Source organism: Chitinophaga flava, assembly GCF_003308995.1.
Classification (GTDB): domain Bacteria; phylum Bacteroidota; class Bacteroidia; order Chitinophagales; family Chitinophagaceae; genus Chitinophaga; species Chitinophaga flava.
In genome coordinates, this window is the sequence record NZ_QFFJ01000002.1 from 3,829,394 (window position 1) to 3,853,074 (window position 23,681).

The window sequence follows — 23,681 nt, forward strand, 5'->3', positions numbered from 1 at the left end:
TATACTATTGCAAAAGTGTTTCGTTTTCTTCTACTGCCTTAATAAATCGGTTCACTGTTTTCTCCAAAGAATCGGTACTTCTGCCGCCAGAGGCGTTGAAATGTCCTCCTCCGTCGAAGTATTTCCGGGCAAAAGTGTTTACATCAAAGTTGCCTTTGGAGCGGAAAGACAATTTCACTTCTGAGTTACGGTCAATGATCAACGCAGCCATCTTAATGCCCTGGATAGAAAGCAGGAAATTTACCAGTCCTTCTGTATCACCGGTTTGAAGGTCAAACCGTTTCAGGTCGGAATAAGGGATGGCGAGCATAGCCGTATTAAACTCATAGAATACTTCCATCCGGTTCAGGAGGCTGTGGCCCAGGAAGCGGAGGCGGTTTTCCAGGAAGTTATCATATATTTCCTGATGGATCAGTTCATGCTTCAATCCTCTGTCCATCAGGTCTGCTACCATCCGGTGAACGCGGGCAGTAGTAGAGGCAAAACGGAAGGATCCGGTATCGGTTACCGTTCCGGCGTAGATGCACTCGGCAATGTTCAGATTGATAAACCGCTCGTCTCCCAGCTTGTAGATGGTTTCATAAACCAACTGTGCTGTGGAACTGGCGGAAGTATCGCTGACACCGTAATCAAAACTGGGATGAGGCTCCAGGTGATGATCAATCAGTATTTTGATACAGTTGAGATTTTCCAGGTGGGGCGCCAGATTTTTGGTGCGGTACAATGCATTGAAGTCCAGACAGAATAGCAGTTCAATACCTTTCAGTGCTTCCAGTGCTTTGTCGGTAGAAGACTCAAAATCAATCACACTGTCCGCTCCGGGCATCCATTTTAAAAAATCCGGAAAATTGGTAGGAGATATTACCGTCACCTGGTGGCCTTTTTGTACCAGATAGTGGTATAATGCCAGTGAAGATCCCATTGCGTCCGCATCAGGTTTCTGATGCATCGTTATTACCACTTTCTTAGGATTTTCCAGTAAAGGTTTAATTTCCTCGATCGACTTCATTCAAAAACTGTAATGTTAAGAGTAATTTCTGGTCACAACCAATAAATTGCAACAGAAAACGAAGTGCGAAGATCTTTATTTGATGCAGAATTTCAAAATTTTTTACCACTAAAGAAAATGTAATTACTTTTGCGGCCTAATCTGTAATTCGGAATAAAACATATATGAGCAACAGAACATTTACAATGATTAAGCCTGATGCGGTAGCAAACGGGCATATTGGTGGCATCCTGAACATGATCAATGCCGCAGGTTTCCGTATCGTAGCCATGAAAATGACCCATCTGTCATCAGCGAAAGCAGGCGAATTCTACGCAGTACACAAAGAAAGACCTTTCTACGGTGAACTGGTTGAATTCATGAGCAGCGGGCACATTGTAGCAGCTATCCTGGAGAAAGAAAATGCAGTAGAAGATTTTCGTACCCTGATCGGAGCTACCAACCCTGCCAATGCAGAAGAAGGTACTATCCGTAAAAAATACGCTGAGTCTATCGGTCGTAACGCTGTTCACGGTTCCGACTCTAACGAGAATGCACTGATCGAAGGTGATTTCTTCTTCAGCGCCCTGGAAAAATTCTAATCTGCCGGTGACTTTTATAGTCACTTGAAAGCATAAATAACCTGATTTCAAACCATGACGGACATTTGGTTCCGCTTGTAAGAAATCAGGTTATTTTTTTGTTCTAAAAAACTGATTCCAAGCAACTTATACAAGTATACTTAAAGCACCATAGCAGATAGCCAGACATTTGGCACATTTTAATCGGCAAAACAGATTCAGAGCTTGATTTTCAAGCTATAAATTCCAGCTTTTGTTACAAAATAGCAGGTTTAAAAGCTACAAAATGTAATATTACAAACAATTGATTTTCAATAAAAATACGCAATCCACCTAATCTACTACTTCAAAAAAATTACTATTTTTCAATTTCAATCACCAAATCATCCTGTTGCACCATACTGCCCTCCCCTAACAGCACCTCTTTCACCTTTCCTTCACGAGTAGCCGTTACCGTTGTTTCCATCTTCATTGCTTCAATTATAAACAATGGCATATTCGGTGTAATCACATCACCTGACCGCACCAATACCTTCGACAATTTCCCCGGCAAAGGTGCCCCTATCTCCACCGCAGAATTGGTTACCTTTTTATTCTCCGCCACCACACTTTTCACTGAATGGTCTCTTACCTGCACCTTACGTGCATAGCCATTCAGCTCGAACACCACCGTACGCATACCATGCTCATCTGCCGGTAATATATACAACAGCTTGACAATAATCGTCTTACCCTTACTAAGCGTAATCAGGATTTCCTCCCCCTGTTTCAGTCCGTAGAAAAAAGCAGGCGTAGGGATCGCCTCTACATTACCAAACACCATCGCATGCTGATAGTACTCATCAAACACCTTGGGGAACATATGGTAACTCAGGTAGTCCAGAAACTCTGTGTGCGGATACTTTTCCCGGAAAGCACCAAAATCCGCCTCAAAATCCACCGGCGCCAGGTGCTCATTAGGCTTGCCCGCCAAAGGTCGCTCCCCTCTCAACACTATCTGTTGCAGCTTCGGAGGGAACCCGCCATATGGCACACCCAACTCTCCCCGGAAAAAACCTTTTACCGAGGCAGGAAATGCCAGGTTACGGGTTTCATCCAATACATCTTCCGCAGTCAGCTGGTTACTGGTCATAAACAAGGCCATATCACCTACTACCTTGGAACTGGGGGTTACCTTGACGATGTCACCAAAAAGTTGGTTTACAGCAGCATAGTTTTGTTTGATTTCTTCCAGCTTGTCACCCAGTCCCAACGACTCCGCCTGCTGACGCAGGTTGGAATACTGCCCGCCGGGGATTTCATTTTCATAGATCTGTGCCGTACCCGCTTTCATATCTGACTCAAAAGGATAGTAATATTCCCGCACATCCTCCCAGTAGTTGCTATGCTCATTCAGGGAAGCCAGGTTCATCCGGCTGCCGCGGGCATGCGTATCCATCACAGCTGCCATGGAATTAAGATTGGGCTGGGAAGTGAGGCCACTAAGAGAGGCTATGGCTGTATCCACCACACTCACACCCGCTTCTATAGCTTTGAGATAGGTGGCCGCCTGTACTCCGGCCGTATCATGTGTATGTAACACTACCGGCAACTTCACAGCGTCGCGGAGTGTTCCGATCAACACAGTGGCCGCCTCAGGTTTCAGCAGGCCGGCCATATCCTTGACAGCCAGCATATGTGCACCGGCATCTTCCAGTTTCCGGGCCAGGTCTGTATAGTACTGCAACGTATATTTATTATTGGCCGGCCTCAATACATCGCCGGTATAACTAATGGCTGCCTGGGCAAGAGCGTTGGTGCGTTCCCGTACAAACCGGATGCTGGGCGCCATCGCTTCCACCCAGTTCAGAGAGTCGAAGATGCGGAATATATCGATCCCGTTCTCTGCCGCCTTTTCTATGAAAGTCGCTATCAGGTTTTCAGGATATGCCGAGTAGCCGACAGCGTTAGATCCCCGGAACAACATCTGTAACAGGATGTTAGGCATCGCTTTGCGTAACAGCTGCAGTCGCCGCCAGGGGCATTCATGCAGAAAACGCATGGCCACATCGAAGGTAGCCCCACCCCATACCTCCATGGAAAATATCTCCGGATTGTTTTTGGCATAACTCTCTGCTACCGCCAGCATATCCCTGGTACGCACCCGTGTGGCCAGTAAACTCTGATGCGCATCCCGGAAGGTGGTATCTGTATAATAGACCGGCGTCTCCTGTCGCAGCCATTGTACAAAAGCCTCCCGTCCCATTTCTTCCAGACGGTTTTTCATACCGGCCGGATAAGGCTTCAGTGGTTCATAGGAAGGAATGACGGGCGTACGGAAGGTCCTGCTCTCCGGCCTCCCTTTTATATCGGGATGACCATTGACCGTCACATCGGCCAGGTACATCAGTGTTTTGGTACCCCGGTCCCGTATCTGCGATAGTTTAAACAGCTCCGGATGCTGGTCTATAAAAGCCACGGTACAATTCCCCTTCCGGAAAACATCATTGGTGATCACATTTTCCAGGAAGCGGATATTAGTCTTTACCCCTCTGATACGGAATTCCCGTAAAGTCCGGTGCAGCCTGCCTGCAGCACCAGATAATGTGCGGCCCCAGGCTGTCACCTTTACCAGCATGGAATCAAAAAACGGCGAGATTTTCACACCTGAATAGGTGCTACCCTCATCCAGCCGTATCCCGAAGCCGCCGGCATTGCGATAAGCGATGACGGTGCCATAGTCGGGTTTAAAATTATTCTCAGGGTCTTCAGTGGTGATACGGCACTGAATGGCAAATCCATTGAGTTGTACATCATCCTGCCCCCGGAGGAATATTTCCGGGTCAGACAGCCGGTGCCCCTGCGCTATCAGTATCTGGGAACGAACAATATCGATCCCGGTCACTTCTTCGGTTACTGTATGTTCTACCTGTATACGTGGGTTCACCTCTATAAAATAGATGTGGTGAGCCTTGTCTACCAGAAACTCCACCGTGCCCACATTATTAAAATCCACCCGGTGTGCCAGGCGGAGGGCGTATTCATATAGTTTATCACGGGTGTGCTGGGGTAGATTAGGTGAGGGAGCGATTTCCACGACTTTCTGGAAACGGCGCTGAACGGAGCAATCCCGCTCATAGAGATGTATAATATTACCGTAATGGTCTCCCATCAGCTGCACCTCTATATGTTTGGGTTCTTCTATAAATTTTTCTATGAAGATGGTATCATCACCGAAAGCCTTGGCCGCCTCGCTGCGGGCTTCCAGGAAAGCCCTTTCCAGGGCTGCTTCGCCAGGCACCATCCGCATCCCCCGCCCGCCTCCGCCGGCCGCCGCTTTCAACATCACCGGAAAGCCTATACGACGAGCCTCCTGCAAAGCAGTGGCCACATCATCCAGTGGAAGTCTGCTGTCCTCTATCAGTGGCACTTCCGCTTCACGGGCCAACGCTTTGGCAGCTACCTTATCTCCCAGCCGGGCCATGATCTCCGGTGACGGACCTACGAAAATAATACCTTCTTCCTGGCAGCGACGGGCAAAGTGTACATTCTCACTCAGAAAACCATAACCGGGATGGATAGCATCCACCTGTTGGCTTTTAGCCAGGTTGATAAGTCCTTCAATATCGAGGTAGGGCTTCAGTGGCTCGTCATCACGCCCTATCTGGTATGCCTCGTCGGCCTTATAACGATGGAGGGAATATCTGTCTTCATAAGTAAAAACAGCGATCGTCCTGATGCGCAGCTCGGCGGCGGCCCTGAGTACACGTACCGCGATTTCGCCACGGTTGGCCACCAGCAATTTGGATATTTTTTTGAAGGAAGGGGTAGACATATCATGGAGTTATGATTTAAAAATAGGGGAAAACTTTTAACTTGCCCACAATATGTGGCCATCATTCCGTAAACTGTTTAAAGGATATATGAAATTGGAGCGGTCTCTGTCAGACAATTCGATAGAGGCTTATTTGCGGGACGTTGAGAAGCTGGAGCAGTACCTCCAGGCCCATGGCGGTGAAAAACTCCGTCCGCAGGATGTTACGCTGGCAGACCTGCAAGGCTGCGTACAGTGGGTCAGTAAACTGGGGATGACACCGGCATCACAGGCCCGTACCATTTCGGGCATTAAGGCTTTTTATAAATTCCTGCTGTTGGAAGACATGACTCAGGAAGACCCTACCCAGTTGCTGGAAGCTCCCAAGCTGCAACGTAAGCTGCCGGATGTACTCAGTTTTGAAGAAATCGAAAAAATCATCGCCCAGATAAAGCTGGATACACCGGAAGGGCATCGCAACAAGGCTATCCTGGAAACGATGTACAGCTGTGGCCTGCGTGTAAGTGAGGTCATTAACCTGCAGATCACGCAGTTGCATATGGATGTAGGATTTATCCGGGTGGTAGGCAAGGGCAACAAACAACGGCTGGTACCTATCGGCCGGGACGCCATGCGGCACATCGATACTTACCGTCGCCATGTTCGTGTAAACCTGCCCGTTAAATACGGAGAAGAAGATACCCTGTTCCTCAACCGCCGTGGCGGACCACTGAGCCGGGTTATGATTTTCCTGGTCATTAAAGAGCTAACGGAGCTGGCCGGCATCCAGAAAAATGTGTCCCCCCATACCTTCCGGCATTCTTTCGCCACACATCTGGTGGAGGGCGGGGCTGATCTCAGAGCGGTACAGCAGATGCTGGGACATGAAAGCATTGCCACTACAGAAATTTATACACATCTCGACAGGGAATACCTGCGGGATACCCTCTCCCGTTATCATCCACGGTTTTAAAAAAAAGACAGCCGCCATTACGGGGCAGCTGTCAGACCATGGAAGGGTTTCAAACAAGGGGACTTGTTGAAATTACTTCAGAGGCATTCTAAACAATGACTTCTTACAACAAACGTATCCGGTTAAAGAAGGGCATTGGTGAGCCGCAACTGTTCCCGTTTCTTTTTACTTCTGCCACCGGAGAGGGTGATCACATCGTTGATCCATCCCTGTATATGTCCGGAGGCCCATTTGACTACTGAAGGCCGGTAGCGGAGATTCACGCAACTACAGGGCGCAAGGTCCTGGCGTTCCGGTGCAGCGGCCTGCTCTTCATTTTCAGACAACACCAACCGGTCCTGCTGGTAAATCCGGAAATACACATCGGGCCCCATATGGCAACGCCCCTGCTTTACAGGCTGTAGTGTACCATTATACAGGTCTTTCCTGGAAAAACGCAAGGTATATCGGCCATATTCGTTCGTATAGGCATGGCCGATCATTTTACCGGAGATGGCATTATAAGCTTCCACTCTGAGGATGGGCTGTTGGGTGACGGGCCGGTGCCGCTTTATGGTACCGGTGATTACCCATGCCCCTGCATCACCACATATTTTGCTCCACATGGCGGAAGGCACCACATAAGCGTAGGCTCCGATATAACCATCTGCTCCGCGCTTCCAGTGTAAGACGGCGCTGCAGAGATGAAAGTTGCGGGGCTGTATAGAACCGGTACCTCCGGGAAGGGTATCCAGACAAAGGTCCAGTTCAAGTGGTTCGGTGAAAAGGTGTACTTCCTGCCAGGCCAGGGTAAAGTTTCCCTGATCATCCAGTGTAGTTTCTGCCAGCAAACGATCAGCCTTCATCAATACATCTTTGGCAGATAATGGCTGCAGGTCATTAAAAATACCTTTCGGCTGGCATGTAGCTGGATACCGTGTATCCGGCAGGTATACGCGTATCCGTGCGTTTGCCAGGGGCTCTATGCAATCGTCACAAATAAGCGCAGAGATGTTTCCAATTAACAGGTAACTCATGGTTTTAAATTTATGAAAGGGGGTAATGAGTAAAACCCTCTGCATACTAAATAAAAAACAAACATGGTAGAAAGGCCTGGTAGTATCTACAGATCCAATGTATCTTTAAAAAATAACACGGTTGTTCCCACAAAGATTAATAACAATCTGTAAGGTGTCAAGCGTTGGAAACCTGAAATGTAAGAATGCGTATTTCTACGTATTTTACAGTGAGTGTTACGTTATTTCAGTAACTCTCCATAACCTCTATGTATATACAATTCCCTGTCAGTAAGACTTTGCCTGAAAGGGACTTTTCCAGGACTGTATCAGCCATAATATATTCAATATTGTAATAGTGTAATATTGTGATAATTTTACCCCAAACCTTAAACTACCCACTATGAGTGATTCTACACAAAGACCTATTCCTGCAGATGCAGGTGGCTTTATTTCCAGGGAGGAAATGGAAATACTGACCAAAAACCATGATGACGAGCATGCACAGCAAAAAGCGCTGGGTGGACATGTTAAAGCTATGTGCTTTGGTAAAGACAAAGTAATGGAACTGCTGGACCATCCCGATTGCACAGCGCTGAGAATTTACTACGGCCTGAAAATCGATACAGATGGTGATGGCATTAAAGAAAAGAAAATGGTACTGGTAGCTGTAGACAGCGATGGCAACGACATTCTGCCTCCGGCAGGTGATCCGGCCACCGGTTCTGTAGCCAAAAGTATGGTATCTGCCAAAATACTCGACCAGGGACTTCCTTGTCCGCAATACTGCTCTGGAGGAGGAGGAGGCACAACTAAACCACCTACACAACCCTAAAATCACATCGTGAATCTGAATATATTTCTTGGTATATTTTACACTATGACGGGGATCGAAGTTTTAATTTTGATCCCCTTCCTATTAAGATATAAAACATTGGATGTTCCCGGTAAATGGGCCTGCTTTTATATCGTCAGCAGTGTGTTTTTTGCAGCAGGATCTGCTGCCCTTTCCCAGGCGGGCCTAAACAATATGTGGTTTTTCAGCCTGATGAATTTTGTTCAGTTTATTATCCTGTCTTTTTTCTATCTCAGAATTATCAAGCATCCTACTATCAAACAGGCAATCACCCTGCTTCCCATACTGGTGTTCGGCCTATGTGTGGCAGATGCCGGGATGATTGAAGGCCTCCAATCTTATAACTCCATTAGTGCAGGCCTCAAATCAGGTATTATCATTGCTTATGGTATCATCTTTTTCCTTCAGTTAATGACTGATAAAGAACTTATTGAAAAAGCCATCTACATCAATACCCTTCCTGTATTCTGGTACAATGCTGCCATCTTTATATATTTCTGCAGCTCCTTTCTGTTTTCCATCAGTTATAACCTCATCCAGAACACTAATCAGAACAATGCCCAGGCAATGATTCTTACTTTATTAAGTATTAACTATGTAGTTGCTATGATTACCATGTTTCTGCTGTATATTGGGCTCTCAAAAAACAAAAGGTTCGGGTATGCAGACAATTGATATTATTGTAATTGGTACTACAGTAATGTTAATCCTTGGAGTCATCGTGATTCTGCTGGTGATGTTTCAGCAAAAACAGGTTATTCAACACAAATTGCTTATCAGAGATAAAGATCTTCAACTGCAAAGGGAAAGATTGATAGCAGTATTGCAAGGACAGGAACAGGAAAGAAAAAGAATTGCTGAAGACCTTCATGATGAAGTAGGTGCCCAACTATCTGTACTCAAGCTAAGCCTGGGCGGCCTCTTACCATTACTCAAAACCGGCAATGGTGAAGCTGAACGGCTGAAGGAAACCAAAGACTTCACCGACATTATAATACAACAACTCCGGTTCATCTCTCAGAGCCTGCATCCACAGGCCCTGGAAAATCTTGGACTGGCCCATGCACTAGACTCTTTCTGTAGCCTGATGAACAAAAACAAACAGGTTAAAATCAACTTTGAAGTAGCTGGTAATGGCCAGTCGGTAGACAAAGAGAAAGCACTAAACGTTTACCGCGTTGTGCAGGAACTAATCAACAATATTCTTAAACATGCCCAGGCCTCGGAGGTAACCATCACCTACCAGACCACCCCTTCCCTGCTTACCATCTCCGTTGCGGATGATGGAAACGGCCAGCTGCTGCCCTCTCTGGAAAGCAGTAAAAAGAAAAACGGTAGCCTGGGCCTCAAAAACATCGAAAGCCGGCTTAATATCATTGGCGGAGATATCCAATTCACTTCTGGTGCTCCGAAAGGTACTGTTGCTACCATCCATGTAGAAAATTATCAAGTGCCGGCACAGAATAGTTGATGTATATGTTGTTTTATTACTAAATTGCCATCCGGTTTTGTTGTACACCTATGTAACAACATGACTTACAGCTATTTATTAACAATAAAATAATTATAATTACCTCTCTATAAACTGTTCACTATGGCGCACATCAAAGTGGCCATTGCGGATGATCACAAGATTTTCCGCAGTGGAGTGATCAACACGCTGATTCCGTACGAAAATATCCGCTTTATCTTTGAGGCAGATGATGGCCTTCACCTGCTGCAAATCATGGAACAACAGCAACCGGACGTTATCCTGATGGACCTGAAAATGCCTAATATGGATGGCATAGAAGCCACCATCAAAGTAAAGGAGAAATACCCGGACGTAAAGATTATCATCCTTACCATGTATGAAGACGACAACTTTATCGTTCATCTGGTAGAAAACGGCGCCAACGCCTACCTCCTGAAAAACGCTGATCCGGAAGAAATATATGAAGCCATCTGCACTACCTATGAGAAAGGCTTTTATTTTAATGAAAACGTAAATCTGGCACTATTAAAGAAAGTTCTACACAAGAATAAACAACAATTCAAGCCTACGCTTAAGAATGAAATACAACTCAACGACCGGGAGCAGGAAGTATTAAAGCTTATCTGCAACGAATACACGACACAGGAAATTTCTGAGAAGATATACCTGAGCCCCCGTACCGTGGAAGGTATCCGGCAAAAACTGCTGGAAAAGCTGAACGTGAAAAACAGCGTAGGACTGGTGTTATACGCATTCCGTAATGGATTAATCGAATAACATCCCTCTTCCCTTCATTGCCACCAATTAATACAACCTAATATGAAAACTGTTAAAAATTTCACAGCATCTGCCGCAGCCATGCTGCTGTTATACGCTGGAGCTTCCGTAGCGCAGGGAATCAAAATGCCAGCTCCCAGCCCGGGCCAGACTGTAAAACAGGACTTTGCTCTTTCCAATGTAGAGCTCAGCTACTCCCGTCCGGTAACAAAAGGCAGGGTGATCATGGGTGACGTAGTTCCCTACAACAAAGTATGGAGAACCGGCGCCAATTCCCCTACCGTTATTACCTTCGGTGAAGATGTGAAATTCGGCGGTGTACCTGTGAAAGCCGGCAAATACGGACTGCTCACGATCCCCGGTGCCAAAGAATGGACCGTGATCCTCTCCAGCAGCCTCGATGTTAGCAGCCCTTCCATGTACAAAAAGGAAAATGACGTTGCCCGTGTTAACGTAAAGCCAGTAGCACTTCCTGCATCTCAGGAAAGCTTCACCATCGGTTTTGAAGATGTGCTGGAATCCTCTATGACATTAGCTATCAGCTGGGAAAAAGTTAAAGTACCGGTAAAAATCACTGCCGACATCAACGACAAGATAGTAGGACAGATAGAAGAAGCCATGGCTGCTCCCGGCGACAAAAAACCATACTTCCAGGCTGCATTTTATTACCTGGAACACAACCTGGACATCAACAAAGCAAAAACATGGATAGACCAGGCCGCTGCTCAGAGCCCGGACGCATTCTGGGTTTTCTATCAGAAAGCCAGAATCTATGCGAAAGCAAAAGATGTGAAAGGCGCCAAAGAAGCTGCTCTGAAATCCATCGAGCTGGCGAAAGCTGCTAAAAATGATGACTATGTAGCTCTCAACAACAAGCTGCTGGCCACATTGAAATAATTCTCCTGAATTAAATACAAACAGCGGGATTTAAAATATCATTATTTTAAATCCCGCTGTCATTTTATGAAAGTGCCGGTTTCTTTATGAAAGGCTGCAGGATCATTGCAAAAACAATTACCAGTATACACCCGATAGCATTGAGCCATAGGAAAGACACCTGCTCCAACCCGTACATCGCCAGCACCACTGCTTCAGCGGCAATGGCGGCCCAGAAGGTAGCCGTACCTCCTACCCGCTTCAGGTAAAATGCTACCATAAAAATTCCCAGTGTAACGCCATAAAACCAGGAACCCAATATATTCACCACTTCAATCAAACTGCCCAGCCCACTGGCAAACTGCGCTACCACAATACAAAATACGCCCCATATCAAAGTCCATAATTTGGAGATCCGCATATAATGCTCCGGAGTGCCGTGACCGTTATACAAACGCTGATATACATCTATCACCGTTGTGGATGCCAGCGAATTGAGCGCAGCAGCAATACTACCCCATGCTGCCAGGAAAATGATAGCGACCAGCAAGCCCACCAATCCCTTAGGGAGACTGTTGACTACAAAATGCAGAAAGATGTAATTCGTATCATTGGTATCGGCAGTAGGATCAGCCTTCTTCATCAGCGTAAGTGCCTCTTTCCTGATAGCCAGTGCCTGTTCATCCGTTTGCAGCAATGCTTTTTTGGCGACAGCAGTACTGGCGGCATCTTTTGTTTCCAGGGCTGCGGCCAGGTCTTTCACCTGTTGTTGTTTACGTGTACTCAGCGAATTATACTTGTTTTCCAGCTGTTGTAAGGCAGGCCCCTGGGAGGTGTTACGCACACGGGCCAACTGAGATTCGTTGAAAAAAATAGGTGCGCGGAAATAGAGGTAAAACACAAACACCATAGCACCGATCAACAGAATCAGGAACTGCATCGGAACTTTTACCAGGCCATTCATCAGCAAGCCCATACGGCTTTCTTTTATGGAACGGGCTGTCAGATAACGTCCTACCTGCGACTGGTCAGTCCCGAAATAGGACAGTGCCAGGAAAAAACCACCTATCAAGCCGCTCCAGATATTGTACTTATCGTTCCAGTCAAATTTGGTTACAATCACATTCAGTTTGTCCATTTTGCCCGACACCTGCAATGCCTGTTTAAAGCCAATATCCGCCGGCAGCAAATGCACTACCATCCAGCCTGCCAGGAACATACCTCCAAAAATGATGGCCAGTTGTAAAGTCTGTGTATAGGCAACGGCCCGTGTACCGCCAGCCACCGTATAGATGATCAGCATACCGCCCATGATCATATTGGTCCAGTAAAGATTCCAGCCCAACAGTGATGATAAAATAATGGAGGGCGCACAGATACTGATACCAGTAGAAAGGCCCCGCTGTACCAGAAACAGGAAAGACGCCAGCGTACGGGTTTTCAGGTCGAATCTCTTCTCTAAAAACTCATAAGCTGTATATACTTTCAGTTTATGAAAGATGGGAACAAAAGTGATACAAAGCACTACCATGGCCAGTGGCAGTCCGAAATAGTATTGTACAAACCGCATCCCGTCCGTATAGGCCTGACCGGGAGCTGATATAAAAGTAATAGCGCTGGCCTGGGTGCCTATAATAGACAACAGGACAATATACCATGGCATAGCCTGGTTGCCAAGGAAATAACTTTCCATGTTCTGTTTTCCCCGGCTTTTCCAGATGCCATATAGTATGATAATCGTAAGGGTAGAAATGAGTACTACCCAGTCTAAAGAACTCATGAATATGTTTTGGTGAATAAATAGAAGAACATGATCAACATCCCCAGCCAGCCAATCACCAGTACGTACCAGTAACTCCAAGCCGGGAACAGTGGTGGTTTCTCTTCCTGCAGGTCTTTTTCTGTCATGCTTCAGTATTTATACATTCAATCATCTGTGCTTTTGGACCACATGCTGCCAGTCAGTAGTCCCAGTGCAATTCCAATTAGTAGTCCGATATGGACCCTTTTGATTTCAAATCCGATAAACAGCCCCAGGAGGATGCAGAGTATTGCTGCAATCCTCAGCCTGGGGCGGTTCTGTACATGTTTTTTTGCCATCTCGCCTAGTGCTGTTTAGCAGAAATCAGGTTCACAAATAAACGATAGGCACCGGGCACACCGGCTGGCAGTTCACGGAAAAACGCCAGGCCTGTATACACATACCTGCCTTTGCCATACTGCGCCACAATGGTAGAACCATCCAGTGGTGATTCTCCCTTATCGTTCATTGAAAACAGTTTCTGATATGCTTTGTCAATATTAACAGGGAAATACAATCCTCTCTCCTGTACCCAGTCATTAAAATCAGCAGCGCTGATTTCATTGGGATAATGCAGTACAGGACTATCCGGCTGCAGGAAGGTCACCGCGGCCTTTTCATCTGTTACCCGGTCACGGGAAAGGCTAAACGGATATGGTCCCAGATCCTGCGTTACCAGCGGATTGTTTACATTGTATTGTACCAGCAGGGTTCCACCTTTGCTGACATAGTCCATCAGGTGGTTTTGCCAGTACTTCATGCGGGGATTGGTATTATATGCCCGTACGCCAACAATGATGGCATCGTATTGGGCCAGCTGGTCACCCATGATTTCTTTTTCACCCAGTTCAGTTACATCATAGCCTACCTGTCTGAGGGAAGCAGCCACGAGATCACCGGCACCGGGAATATATCCCAGTTTGTTGCCGTTGTGTTTCAGGTCAACGGTTACCAGTCTCGCGGAGGCTTCAGGGAAAAGGGTGATCAGCGGGATATGATCGTAGCGGATATGCTGTATACTTTGCGTATAGGCTTTACCGTTACAGTCCATCACTACAGTAAACGTGTCTACCTGATTGGTAGTAGCTGCAGCTTTCGGTTGAATGCTGAAGCGCAGTTCCAGTTCATCGCCTTTTTTCTCCAGTTTGAAGGGCAGGCTGCTTTCCTTTACAGCAAAGCCCGCGGGCAGTTTAAGGTGCACGTTGCCTGCAACCCCATCAGCCATAGCGGAGATCTTTACAGGCACTGTTTGTGGTTGATTGCTGGTAAAGATGTATACCTGGTTATTCAGGTTGGCCACTACAGGAGGTGCTATTACGAGTGGTTCGTATAATTCTCCTTTTACCGGGTCGGTGTATTTGTACTGGAGCGGACGTTGTAACAGGAACTCCTGCCCTCCTATTTCCAGGTGTATTCCGGCAACGAGTGGCGGAACATTTTCCGGATTGCCTACCTGTAAGGGATCAGGGATTTCGTAGGTACCCAGCGGATGTGGCTCAGACAACCAGTAAGGCTGTGAGATTTTGGTATCTGCCGGTACTGTGAGCGTATGGGAGATGCTGTTGAATTTATTGTACGCCAGTTCGCGAGCGCCGATGGCGTCCGGCTTACCGGGCAGGTCTACTTTGCGAAGATTAACAGGGACATGTCCGCGGTTGATCAACTGTACAGTCGCTTCCATGCTGTATCCTGGCACTACGCTCGGGGAGGTGCTGTAAGCCTCGGCCCAGAGGCCGGCGCAGGCATAGATGAGCTGTTCAGTTTCTTTCAGCTTCTGATTGCGCCAATAGCCGTCAGGCAGAGCCTGGATGGCTTTGCGTATTTCCAGCAGCACAGGTACTGAAGCACCTGGATCTTCCATACTGTAAGACTGGATAACCTTGTCTACCATTTTGCCAATGGCAGTGCCACCGGCAACACGGGACCAACTGGTATTTATATCGTCCAGTAGTTCATGACGGGGTGCATCTCCCTTGATAGTCTGAAAATATTCCATACTGGAACCTCTGCCTGCAGGAACGCCAAAACCCTGGCTTTTATGCTGGGAGCGGCTTTCAGCAGCAATTTCTCCATAACCTTTTCCCAGGAGGCTATTGTAAATACCTACGTCTACTTTGAACTGGTCTTCCGAAATGGTATTGGCACCACCGAAATTGAAGGTATTCCATAACAGCCTCTTTGTTTTCCAGGGCTGTACGTATTTGAGTTGTTCGGGATATTGTTTGGGATCAGCGGCAGCGGTGAAGGCTTCTGCCGCCAGCATAGCGGAGGCGGTATGATGGCCGTGGCCAGCGCGACTGTCGGCCGGGAAACGGCATATGATTACATCCGGCTGGAATTTGCGGATCATCCATACTACATCACCCAGGATTTTTTTCTTATCCCAGATGGTAAATGTCTCTGCGGGATTTTTGGAGAACCCGAAGTCCTGTGCCCGGGTGAAGAACTGCTCTGCTCCATCAACACGACGGGCTGCCAGCAGTTCCTGGGTACGGATCAATCCCAGTAGTTCGGATTGTTCGTTGCCAACCAGATTTTGACCACCATCACCACGGGTGAGTGATAGGTAGCCGGTACGATAGAGTTTTTCTTTGGCCAGGAAAGCCAGCAAACGGGTGTTTTCATCATCAGGATGGGCAGCCAGATACAATACGCTTCCCAGCGTATCCAGCTTTTTCAGCTGCAGTTTTATGTCAGCGGCGTTCCATACGGGTGATGGTTGTGCCAGTGCAGGTATACTGGCAATCAGGAGGATCAGGAAAGCCAGTGCAGTGCGGATTCTTAAAAACATGAATAGAACGTGATTTTACAGAGTCGCCAAAAATAGGAATAAATTCATGTGAAGGAAGAGAATTGGGTTGAACGGCGATAAAATAAAAGGTCCCGGTGTGTTACCGGGACCCTACAAGCAAAAACCAACCAGCTCGCAAAAACCAATTATTAACAAAGGCGGTTCAGATTAGTTGTATCCTTCGTTTTGCTGGTGGCGTATATTAGGATTGGCATCCAGCTCTTTTTGGGGAATGGGTAAGATTATCTTAGGTCCGGGCAAAGCCACGGAAATAGTTTTGTTGTTGGCGAGATACTTTACAAATGGTGCTCCGGTGCGGCCCAGATCAAAAAGACGATGTCCTTCAAAGGCCAGCTCCTTGCGCCTCTCCAGTGCAATAGCATCCAACAGGGCCTGGCCTGTGGCCACCACTGGCGCTGCACCAGGATTAGCCCTTTTTACAATATCATTCAGTGCTTGTTGCGCATCTGTATCTCTTCCCAGGTGAGCCAGCGCTTCTGCCCGGATAAGATACAGCTCTGCCAGCCGCATCACCTTAATACTTTCTGCAAATGTGGCCACATCTCTGTATTTGGTGATGATATTGGCCGGATTTTCACCTCCGGTCCCCGCACGTTTGTCTCTCTTTATAAATCCCAGTCGTGCATCTTTTTCATTATATATTTTCCATATATCATCAGTAGCTAATACATCTCCGTAGCCCATCTGGCTAAACATATAACTCAGCGCATCGGTGCTACGATTATCTGTTGCTGTATTGATGATTTCAAAAATTGTTTCACTGTTGCCTGTCTGGCTAAAATCGCTCACCAGCTTGTCCCCTGGCAATAATGTATACTTGCCGGAGCTGATTACCAAGCTGGCAGCAGCTTCTGCCCCTACCCAGTCTCCTTTATACAGTAATACTCTTGCCAGCAGGGCCTTTACACTCAGGATATTGAGCCTGCCGGAAGAGAAGGCCGGACTTTTGCTTTCCTGGAAAAGACTGATTGCCTTATTCAGATCACTGATGATCTGTATATAAGTGTCTTTTACAGAACTGCGGGAAGGCGACTGTACCTCTTCTATATTGGTAGTAGTGGCGAGGGGAATTCCCATGTGCGAGGCATCCGGTGTATAGTTGTAAGCCTGTGCATACAATCGTACCAGGTCAAAAAACACCAGTCCTCTCACGGCATAGGCTTCCGCCACAATCTGTCTGGCTTCGATGCTGTCTGCAGTAAAAGGCAGCAGTGATACGGAAGGGCCTTTCTGTATCACCATATTAGCATTGGCCACCACGCTGTAAAGCAGGTTCCATGCATCGGTGATATAGACATCGTTCGCTGTTACGATGTACTGATCCAGATTACGGTACCTGTTACTGTTGACGACACTGATATACTCATTGTCTGCCCGAAGGTCCGGCAACAGTAACATGGTACGACCGTAATAGTTTTCATTTTGCATTAGTGAATACACCCCGTTAATGGCTGCTTGCAGCCCTGCCAGATCTTTAATGGTATGTCGTGTTTCTGTAGCCGACTGAGGGTCCTGGTTAAGAAAATCCTTACTACAACTGGCAATCAGTGTAGCTATTAATATCCAGGCAATATATTTATATCGTTGCAACATGAACTGTATTAAAAATTGACGTCTACCCCGACGAGGAATGTTTTGAATATGGGTGGTCGCTGATCATAGTCACCAGTCACCGGCACTTCCGGGTCCATGGTTAGTTGAGCATCTTTTACATATGTCCAGAGGTTGTTCCCTCTCAGATAGATCCGGGCTTCACTCAATCCTGTTCGGGTCAGCCATGATCTGGGCATGTTATAGGCCAGCATCAGATCTCTCAGGCGAATAAAGCTGCCATCATAGAGGAATCTGGAAGAAGCCTGATTGCTAAGTCCTGTCTGTGTGCCGCCAAACACCACTTTCGGGATATCGGTGATATCACCGGGTTTCTGCCAGCGGTTTTCGTAAATACGCCTGGACATTTTGTAGGTAGCACCGAATCCGCCGCTGCCGTCGGATTCCGTGAAAGAACCCCAGTTGTCATATACTTTGCTGCCCCAGTTGTAATAAACCTGAAAGCTGAGCTCAAAGCCTTTATAACTAAAATAATTCGTCAGACTTCCATAAAACTTCGGGAGAGCGCTGCCCTGATTGAAGCGCTGCGCTTCCCCGAAGACACGAGTGGTAGTGGTCTTGTCGGCATTGGTATACCAGCGTGCTTCTCCCGTTTGCGGATCAGCGCCAGCATACCCCACGAGGTAAAACTGATAGAAATCGCCGCCTACTTCCCTCTTATAAATAGTACTGGTCATTGGATTGTCCAGCCTGGTAATGGTATTCTTTAAGGTAGATATATTAAAGTCCGAGCGCCATGACAATGCCTGCGGATTATGCGCCACGATGTTACGCGTGCTGAGTGATAACTCCCAGCCGGTATTACGCATCTCACCGTTATTGCGGAATACCGTGGTAATTCCGTTGGTGGATGATACCGGCACATTCAGTAACAACCGGGAGGTGACCCTGTTATAATATTCTACGGTACCGGATATACGATTTTTAAGTATGGCAAAATCGATACCGGCATTGAAGGGTTTATTTTGTTCCCAGGTAAGATAGGGATTGGGGTATTGACTCAAAACATACCCCGGTTTCCCATCATAATCATTTGCCGGATTGTACAATGACAACGAGGCGTAATTGTCAATAGCCTGGTTCCCGTTGCTGCCGTAGCTAGCACGTAATTTTAATTCGTTAATACCGGGAATATCCTGCATAAAAGCTTCTTTGTAGATATTCCAGGCAACTCCGAGTGACCAGAAGTTGGCACCTCTTTTTTCCTTGCCAAACCTGGAGGAAGCGTCCCTTCTGATGGAGCCGGAGACATAATATTTTTGCTGATAGTCATATCCTGTATTGAGGAATACACCTGTCAGGGAGTTGGCAACATTAACAGAACTAATGGTTTCCGGTTTGGATGCATCGGCAAGTTCGTTTTTGCCGGGCAGGAAGTTGGTGGCAGAAGCAGAGTTGCCGGTATTACCGGTACGTTGCGCCTCAAATCCTGCGAATGTACTCAGTCCATGATAACCCCAACGGTGATTATATCGCAGGATACTGGTGGATACCCAGTTGTTCCACAGGTTGTTATTGACATAAGCCCGTCCGTTGGTATTTCTGCCGTCTCCGAATCCCGGAGGGTAGAATGAATTGCTACGGGCATAGTTCAGGTCTAGACTAATCCTCGTTTCCAGCGATAGGTCCTCTTTCAATTTGTATTTGGCGCCGACCCCACCCAGCAGGCCATAAATGGAACCAATGCGGGTTACCTCGTCGAGCACGGCTACCGGATTAAATGTGGTGTTATAACTGAAGTCGTAGGAACCGTCTGCATTATAGACTTTCAGCCATGGCTGCATACGGGCCAGCGACCTTACCGGATTGGCCAGCAATCCTACATCTCCTACAGCGTTGGCTTTCTGATAGACCAGCGAAAGATTGACATTAAAAGAAAGTTTATCAGTAGCATTATTGCTAAGATTCAGCTTCCCTGTCATTCGCTGGTAGTCCACACCTCTCAGCGCAGATTTGCAATCATAATACCCGCCGGACACATAGAATTTTGTTTTCTCATTACCACCGGCTGCAGAAAGATTAGCCTGTGTGTAGCTGCCAGAGCGGGTAAGCAAATCCATCCAGTTGGTATTAATGGTGGTATCGATGCCACGGGCCTGTAATTCTTTCTGGAATCCGGCTTCTCCGCTGCCATCTCCTTTGTTGTACCATCCCTCTCTGAGCAGTTCTATCATTTCGCTGGTATTGAGCGGGTAGTTGCTTTTGGGGATGGTGAGTTTATTGACGCCCTGTTGTACGTTGACACCAATACGGGTACTGCCTGGTCTGCCTGTTTTAGTTGTGATCAGGATCACGCCATTGGCGGCGCGGGAACCATAGATGGAAGCGGAAGCGGCGTCTTTTAATACAGAGATGGAAGCAATGTCGGCACTGTTGATACCGGCCAATGAATTCACATTAAAATCTGTCAGGTCATCTGTCACTACCGGTACGCCGTCCACTACATAGAGCGGGGTACTGCCGGCAGTAATAGAGCCTATACCACGGATACGGATACTGGGTACCGATCCGGGTTGACCGGAACCATTCATAGATTGAAGTCCCGGGACATTTCCTTGTAAGCTTTCCTGGAAGCTGCTACGGGGAGCTTTATCAAATAAAGCCGTGTTAACCATAACAGCTGAACCTGTCAAAGAGCCTTTTGTTTGAACGCCATAAGCTACCACTACTATTTCATTCAATCCTCTGGCGTCGTCTTTCAGCACAATATCTAATGCGGATCTGTTGTTGATCCCGATTTTCTGTTCTTCGTATCCGATGAAAGAGCATATCAGTGTTGCCGTTGAAGGTGCCTTTACCCGGAAAACTCCTTCCATGTTGGTGGTGGCGCCTTTATTGATGCCGGCAATGCGGATGCTTACCCCTGGTAGCGGATGACCTGTGATATCAGTTACACGGCCATTGACCAGGATATCGGTAGTTACAATCGTTGTATCCGGAATAATGGCGATCAGGCCATCAGACAATGTTTTAAAGGTGAGACCGGTATTATGTAAAACCCGTTTCATCACTTCTTCCATCGGTTCCTGATGCAGGTCTACCGTTACCCGTGTATACGCGGGTATCATGTCGCTCCGATATACGAAACGATTGTGACTTTTTTTCTCAATCAATTTTAACAGGCGTGTGAGGGGCATTTGATCCGCTTTCACCGATATCTGTTCACTTTGTCCGAACACATGACCCGTTATATGTAAAGAGGTAATCAGAATTATAAAGGACACCAGTTTCATTAGCTGTACAACTTTTCCTTCAGTTTTGTGTGCAAAAGGATGACAAAATGTATGATTTTTTTACATACATTTAGGTTGTTAAAGGTCAATAAAACGACGACAGTACTACATTGCAAGTGAAGCATTCTGCCGTTGGATCTGAACAAAAGGGTAAATGTTTCCAGCATTTGCCCTTTTTTTATGCCAATGGTATCTTTTCTTTTTTGTCAGACATATAAACTTCTACTGGTTGATAAATACCTCGTTGCCCTTTATCTGGCAACGGAATGATGATGTAACCTTCAGCGCTTCCAATATCTGTGGAAGTGATTCATTTTTAAAGGTGCCCGTAAACCGGTATGCCTTCAGCTTTTTATCCGTAAGATGTATTTTTACGCCAAACCAGCGTTCCATTTTCAACGCCACGGCAGCAAAACTTTCATTGTCAAACACCAGGAAGTTGTCGCACCAGGCCGTTTCATGGATCATATCATCCTGATCGTCTATTTTCACTTGTTCCATACTATAACCCAGTCCAGGTTTGGGATTGCCATCCTGTGTATGGGAGATGACCATCTTCTGGTGAGGTATCAGCTTCACTTTGCGGGCCGGATCATCTGCCAGCATCACTTCCACGGCCCCTGTGATCAGGGATGTCTCTGACTGATCTTCGTTGGGGTATGCTTTAACGTTAAAAGAAGTCCCCAGTACATTGACCACCATATGATTGGTACGGACAATAAACGGATTGTCTGCGTCCTTTGCTACTTTAAAGAATGCCTCACCGGAAAGCAATACTTCCCTTTTCTGCTGGTTATTCATATCCCGCTGGTAGGTGATGCGGCTTCCGCCGTTCAGCCAGACCTCTGTTCCGTCCGGCAGTGTAGCGCGGGACCGGGAACCGTTGCGGGTCTGTATTTCAGCCATTTCAGCTGCAGCCTCTCTTTTGGTTTTACTATTGAGCAAAAAGGCACAAAAACCAGCCAGCAATATGACCAACACTGATAAGGCTGCCAGCAATCCAGCCCTTTTTCCTTTTCTGATCGTAGCGGGTTGTTCCTGCTCCTGGCCATCTGCAACAAAATCACGCTCCATTCTGGCCATATGCCTTTGCCAGGCGTTTTCCGTTTTTGATTCCCATGCTTCCTGCATCAGAGACACGGGCCAGTTGCTCAGCACCGAAAATTTATACCTTAGCTCCGGATATTGCACCAATAGCTCTTCCAGCTCGCGCAGTTCAGCCATCGTGGCTTCGCCCGATACCTTTCTTCCAAGCAATAACCAAATTCTTTCCTGTTCCATGTCAATATTGCAAAAGCATGATTGTAATAGTAGGACAAGCAGATTGGAGTAATCTACTACTCTATCACAAAAAAAATTTTAAACTATTTTGATTGGGTAAAATTGAGGTTGATCACCTCACTGATTTTTTTTAGCGCCTGGGCCATGTGTACATCGATGGTGTTCACGGAAATGTCCAGTATCTGCGCTACTTCTTTGTATTTCAACCCGTCTTCCCGGATAAGTTTGAAGATCATTTTTCTTTTAGGAGGAAGCTGGTTGACTGCGGCCTCAATGCGTTTTACCATTTCCCCGGAGATAAAGATCTGTTCCGGTGTGGCATAACCGGTACTGAAATCCACTTCCAGCTCATCCAAACTGAAATGCTGTGTTCTCGATGCACGGGTCAAATAGTTGAGCGCAATATTTTTGGTGGACACATACAGGTATACCTTCAGATTCTGTACCTGGAGCAGTCTTTCACGATGTTTCCAGATGTTCACAAACACATCGGACGCCACCTCTTCTGCTGACTCCCAGGATTTCACGATAGAATAGGCAAACTGGCTAAGTGGTTTGTAGAAAAGCCGGAACAGCGCTTTATAAGCCTGTTCATCGCCCAGCGATGCAATGCGTTCCGCCAGCAGTTGTATATTCACGTCCTCCCTCAATGAATAGCCGGTTATTTGGTTGGGTTGAAATAAAGTGGCTAAAGATAATCAGGAATAACCGTATTTTAACAAATCAGTCAGAAAACATTTGCATAAAAAGAGGAAAAAAAATTCCAGGAATTTACAGACAGCCATTTTCCAGCCACACTTTATTTCTTAAACATAAAGTATACTGCCCCGATCAGAAACATGAATGATACAAGATAATTCCAACGTAAGGGCTCCTTCAGAAAAAATACGGCAAACACACTGAATACGGTAAGGGTAATCACTTCCTGGATTGTTTTGAGTTGAAACCCGGTGAATCCTTCCATCGCTCCAAAACGGTTGGCCGGTACCATAAAGCAGTATTCAAAAAAAGCGATACCCCAGCTGATCAGGATTACTTTCCACAGTGCAACATCCTGGTGTTTGAGGTGTCCGTACCAGGCAAAGGTCATAAAGGTATTGGAGATGGTCAGCAGAATGACTGTGCGCATACATTGAATAGTTAAGATGGCTATTTTTTGTCTTCTGTAACAGCACCGGGTGCGATCAGTGGCAGTACAGCATGATGAAGGAAGGTCCCTCTGAAAGTGGCAAACATGACACCTCTGGCGGTAGACAGGGCAGTGCTGTGCAGATGCTCCACCAGGTCATCCGGCATGTCCGGCTGGCCCGCTGCATTAAGTCTTACCACTTCTGCAAAGTTACTCATGGTAAAAACACAGTTAACAGCAAGGCTTCCCAGTTGCTGATGGATATTTTCATTATGTACGGCAATTTTTACGGTAACCAGCACCAGGTTCTTTTCATCATCAGCTTTGCTGGTAATATGTATATTATAATGAAAGCTGCTGAAAGGAGGATGTTCCCCGGGATAATGAAGGGAACTCTCAAGCAGGTCTATGCTCTGGAGCGCAAGCTGCTGTGGCGTTGGTTTGGTCTGTGGTGATCGTTTAGTCATGAGCGTGAATAAGCAATGATTTCAGTTAAGTAGT

20 protein-coding genes are annotated in these 23,681 nt (G+C 46.7%); 7 read left to right on the top strand and 13 right to left on the bottom strand.

Going from position 1 to position 23,681, the window contains the following annotated elements:
* Positions 1 to 4: 4 nt before the first annotated feature.
* Positions 5 to 1,009 carry a DHH family phosphoesterase gene (locus DF182_RS30385; protein WP_113619510.1) on the bottom strand — a complete coding sequence of 335 codons (1,005 nt, stop codon included), beginning with the start codon at positions 1,007 to 1,009 and terminating at the stop codon, positions 5 to 7.
* Between the two features lie 164 nt (positions 1,010 to 1,173).
* Between DF182_RS30385 and DF182_RS30390 the strand changes: the two genes are divergently transcribed.
* Positions 1,174 to 1,590, top strand: coding sequence for a nucleoside-diphosphate kinase (locus DF182_RS30390; RefSeq protein WP_113619511.1), 417 nt, complete (start codon positions 1,174 to 1,176; stop codon positions 1,588 to 1,590).
* Between the two features lie 337 nt (positions 1,591 to 1,927).
* Here DF182_RS30390 and DF182_RS30395 read toward each other — a convergent pair whose 3' ends face one another.
* On the bottom strand, positions 1,928 to 5,383 hold the full coding sequence (locus tag DF182_RS30395) for a pyruvate carboxylase (RefSeq protein WP_113619512.1): 3,456 nt from the start codon (positions 5,381 to 5,383) through the stop codon (positions 1,928 to 1,930).
* Positions 5,384 to 5,435: 52 nt separating this feature from the next.
* Between DF182_RS30395 and xerD the strand changes: the two genes are divergently transcribed.
* On the top strand, positions 5,436 to 6,335 hold the full coding sequence (xerD, locus tag DF182_RS30400; protein WP_113619513.1) for a site-specific tyrosine recombinase XerD: 900 nt from the start codon (positions 5,436 to 5,438) through the stop codon (positions 6,333 to 6,335).
* Positions 6,336 to 6,457: 122 nt separating this feature from the next.
* Here the strand turns inward: xerD and DF182_RS30405 are convergent, their stop codons facing one another.
* On the bottom strand, positions 6,458 to 7,351 hold the full coding sequence (locus DF182_RS30405; protein WP_113619514.1) for a hypothetical protein: 894 nt from the start codon (positions 7,349 to 7,351) through the stop codon (positions 6,458 to 6,460).
* A gap of 382 nt (positions 7,352 to 7,733) precedes the next feature.
* Between DF182_RS30405 and DF182_RS32500 the strand changes: the two genes are divergently transcribed.
* The 5 genes from DF182_RS32500 to DF182_RS30430 all read left to right on the top strand — a co-directional run bounded on the left by DF182_RS32500 (position 7,734) and on the right by DF182_RS30430 (position 11,334).
* Positions 7,734 to 8,165, top strand: a complete 432-nt coding sequence (locus DF182_RS32500) for a hypothetical protein (RefSeq protein WP_161964321.1) — start codon at positions 7,734 to 7,736, stop codon at positions 8,163 to 8,165.
* A 45-nt stretch (positions 8,166 to 8,210) separates the two neighbouring features.
* Complete coding sequence (locus DF182_RS30415; protein WP_147243597.1) at positions 8,211 to 8,861, top strand: hypothetical protein; 651 nt, start codon at positions 8,211 to 8,213, stop codon at positions 8,859 to 8,861.
* Complete coding sequence (locus DF182_RS30420; protein WP_113619517.1) at positions 8,848 to 9,657, top strand: sensor histidine kinase; 810 nt, start codon at positions 8,848 to 8,850, stop codon at positions 9,655 to 9,657. The genes DF182_RS30415 and DF182_RS30420 overlap by 14 nt, the downstream gene beginning before the upstream one ends.
* 123 nt (positions 9,658 to 9,780) lie before the next feature.
* Positions 9,781 to 10,437, top strand: coding sequence for a response regulator transcription factor (locus tag DF182_RS30425; protein ID WP_113619518.1), 657 nt, complete (start codon positions 9,781 to 9,783; stop codon positions 10,435 to 10,437).
* A gap of 42 nt (positions 10,438 to 10,479) precedes the next feature.
* A complete protein-coding gene (locus DF182_RS30430; protein WP_113619519.1) occupies positions 10,480 to 11,334 on the top strand; it encodes a DUF2911 domain-containing protein in 855 nt (284 codons plus the stop codon).
* A 64-nt stretch (positions 11,335 to 11,398) separates the two neighbouring features.
* On the opposite strand, the gene DF182_RS30435 is transcribed toward DF182_RS30430, so the two are convergent.
* The 10 genes from DF182_RS30435 to DF182_RS30470 all read right to left on the bottom strand — a co-directional run bounded on the left by DF182_RS30435 (position 11,399) and on the right by DF182_RS30470 (position 23,647).
* Positions 11,399 to 13,093, bottom strand: coding sequence for a sodium:solute symporter (locus tag DF182_RS30435; protein ID WP_113619520.1), 1,695 nt, complete (start codon positions 13,091 to 13,093; stop codon positions 11,399 to 11,401).
* Positions 13,090 to 13,221 (bottom strand): hypothetical protein, encoded by a 132-nt coding sequence (locus DF182_RS32795; protein ID WP_262511114.1) that lies wholly within the window; start codon positions 13,219 to 13,221, stop codon positions 13,090 to 13,092. The genes DF182_RS30435 and DF182_RS32795 overlap by 4 nt, the downstream gene beginning before the upstream one ends.
* Positions 13,222 to 13,239: 18 nt before the next feature.
* Positions 13,240 to 13,413: a hypothetical protein gene (locus tag DF182_RS32425; RefSeq protein ID WP_153260024.1), complete on the bottom strand. Its 174-nt coding sequence runs from the start codon at positions 13,411 to 13,413 to the stop codon at positions 13,240 to 13,242.
* 5 nt (positions 13,414 to 13,418) lie between these two features.
* Positions 13,419 to 15,905 (bottom strand): PIG-L family deacetylase, encoded by a 2,487-nt coding sequence (locus DF182_RS30440; protein ID WP_113619521.1) that lies wholly within the window; start codon positions 15,903 to 15,905, stop codon positions 13,419 to 13,421.
* Positions 15,906 to 16,073: 168 nt separating this feature from the next.
* The gene (locus DF182_RS30445) at positions 16,074 to 17,519 is read right to left on the bottom strand and encodes a RagB/SusD family nutrient uptake outer membrane protein (RefSeq protein WP_113619522.1); all 1,446 of its coding nucleotides are present in this window, start codon (positions 17,517 to 17,519) and stop codon (positions 16,074 to 16,076) included.
* Between the two features lie 8 nt (positions 17,520 to 17,527).
* Positions 17,528 to 20,605 carry a SusC/RagA family TonB-linked outer membrane protein gene (locus tag DF182_RS30450; protein WP_161964322.1) on the bottom strand — a complete coding sequence of 1,026 codons (3,078 nt, stop codon included), beginning with the start codon at positions 20,603 to 20,605 and terminating at the stop codon, positions 17,528 to 17,530.
* 387 nt (positions 20,606 to 20,992) lie between these two features.
* On the bottom strand, positions 20,993 to 22,051 hold the full coding sequence (locus DF182_RS30455) for a FecR family protein (RefSeq protein WP_113619524.1): 1,059 nt from the start codon (positions 22,049 to 22,051) through the stop codon (positions 20,993 to 20,995).
* An 83-nt stretch (positions 22,052 to 22,134) separates the two neighbouring features.
* Positions 22,135 to 22,701: an RNA polymerase sigma-70 factor gene (locus DF182_RS30460; protein ID WP_245957612.1), complete on the bottom strand. Its 567-nt coding sequence runs from the start codon at positions 22,699 to 22,701 to the stop codon at positions 22,135 to 22,137.
* A 149-nt stretch (positions 22,702 to 22,850) separates the two neighbouring features.
* The gene (locus DF182_RS30465; protein ID WP_113619526.1) at positions 22,851 to 23,180 is read right to left on the bottom strand and encodes a DMT family protein; all 330 of its coding nucleotides are present in this window, start codon (positions 23,178 to 23,180) and stop codon (positions 22,851 to 22,853) included.
* Between the two features lie 20 nt (positions 23,181 to 23,200).
* The gene (locus DF182_RS30470; protein WP_113619527.1) at positions 23,201 to 23,647 is read right to left on the bottom strand and encodes a hypothetical protein; all 447 of its coding nucleotides are present in this window, start codon (positions 23,645 to 23,647) and stop codon (positions 23,201 to 23,203) included.
* Positions 23,648 to 23,681: the final 34 nt, after the last annotated feature.